This is a genomic window from Kamptonema sp. PCC 6506, from assembly GCF_000180455.1.
Lineage (GTDB): Bacteria > Cyanobacteriota > Cyanobacteriia > Cyanobacteriales > Microcoleaceae > Kamptonema > Kamptonema formosum.
Window position 1 is genome coordinate 1 of sequence record NZ_CACA01000233.1, and the last position, 829, is coordinate 829.

At 47.8% G+C, this 829-nt stretch carries 1 protein-coding gene; it reads right to left on the reverse strand.

Going from position 1 to position 829, the window contains the following annotated elements; genetic code table 11:
• Positions 1-829, reverse strand: an 829-nt coding sequence (gene psbA / locus OSCI_RS12050) for a photosystem II q(b) protein (RefSeq protein ID WP_039962215.1), incomplete at both ends; no start/stop codon positions are given.

The following is an 829-nucleotide window of genomic DNA, read 5'->3' on the forward strand; positions in this document are numbered from 1 at the left end:
CACGACCTTGTGAGTCGATAATCGATTGGTTGAAGTTAAAACCATTCAAGTTGAAAGCCATCGTGGAAATACCCAAAGCGGTAAACCAGATACCCACAACTGGCCATGCACCCAAGAAGAAGTGCAAAGAACGGCTATTGTTAAATGAAGCGTATTGGAAAATCAAACGACCGAAGTAGCCGTGAGCTGCAACGATATTGTAAGTTTCTTCTTCTTGACCGAACTTGTAACCGTAGTTTTGAGATTCAGCCTCAGTGGTTTCACGCAACAAAGAAGAAGTCACCAACGAACCGTGCATTGCAGAGAACAGAGAACCACCAAACACACCAGCCACACCTAACATATGGAAGGGGTGCATCAAGATATTGTGCTCAGCTTGGAACACGATCATGAAGTTGAAAGTTCCGCTGATACCCAAAGGCATACCATCGGAGAAAGAACCTTGACCGATAGGGTAGATCAAGAATACTGCTGTTGCTGCTGCCACTGGTGCAGAGTAAGCTACGCAGATCCAAGGACGCATACCTAAGCGGTAAGATAATTCCCATTCGCGACCCATGTAGCAGAACACGCCAAGCAGGAAGTGGAAAATCACTAACTGGTAGGGGCCGCCATTATAGAGCCACTCATCGAGAGAAGCTGCTTCCCAAATTGGGTAGAAGTGCAGACCAATCGCATTAGAAGAAGGAACAACAGCACCGGTGATGATGTTGTTTCCGTACATTAAGGAACCTGCAACGGGCTCGCGAATACCGTCGATGTCAACGGGAGGAGCGGCGATGAAGGCGATGATGTAGCAGATGGTGGCGGTTAAGAGGGTGGGGATCAT